The 776-nt window shown below is 59.5% G+C and carries 1 pseudogene; it reads right to left on the bottom strand.

Features of this window, described 5'->3' with window-relative positions:
- Positions 1–699, bottom strand: a pseudogene (locus tag BMI87_RS21820) (ISKra4 family transposase); the annotation flags it as partial.
- Positions 700–776: the final 77 nt, after the last annotated feature.

Raw genomic sequence — 776 nt, 5'->3', positions numbered from 1 at the left:
GCCAAATCGTCGGCACATATTGCGACTTTCAATCTTACCGACCACAAGATCCAGGTGTCGCTGCTGATACTCCGGTCGACAGCGGATATGCGCACCGTCCAGAAAAACCGTCAAACCCCCTTTGGGAAGTGCTTCAGCGGGATCGCCTGATGCCCTTCTACTTTTCTCGAGCCCCGCGGCTACTCTTCCCAACCGGTCACGCACCGTGGTGTGATGGGGCGGATGGCAGGGGAGGAAGCTTTTCATCAGCCGCGCGGCTTCGCGAAAGGAATGCCGGGACCCGAGTTCCGCATGGAGCCGCTGCAGCTCCGGGGTAGCCCGGTCAGGAAAGAAATAGGCCAGCGGAGAAATCGGCCCGCCGGGCATCGCCGCTGACCTGGCATCACACGAACAGCGGCGCAAGCGCGCGGCTTTGACCCGAACCCGCCCAAAGAGCGTGTCGAGATCGCGCGTGCGATAGTCATGAATGGCACGAACCGAGGCGCAATCCGGGCATACGCGGCTTTCTCGGATGATTTCCTCAACCTGATCGCAAAGAATTGCCCGCTGAATCTGTTCGACAACCCTCTTCCCTTCCTCGAGGCGCAGCCCGATCCCGTCTGGGCAGGTCACCCGGTATGGTCGTGAAATGCCGTCAAGCTGATGAGTGCGCTTCTCCCCGTTGTCGAAGGTCGTTTCAATTGTAATCCGTACGTCCATGGCAGCCCCACACGCAAAGAACTCACCTTAGCACGGACCGCAACGACGAAGATGACCCCCATGTTTTGTCCACTCCC

It is taken from the genome of Thioclava sp. F28-4, from assembly GCF_002020045.1.
GTDB classification, from domain to species: Bacteria; Pseudomonadota; Alphaproteobacteria; order Rhodobacterales; family Rhodobacteraceae; genus Thioclava; species Thioclava sediminum.
Note: the sequence above shows the minus strand (reverse complement) of the source record. Positions and strands in the feature narration are given on the sequence as shown.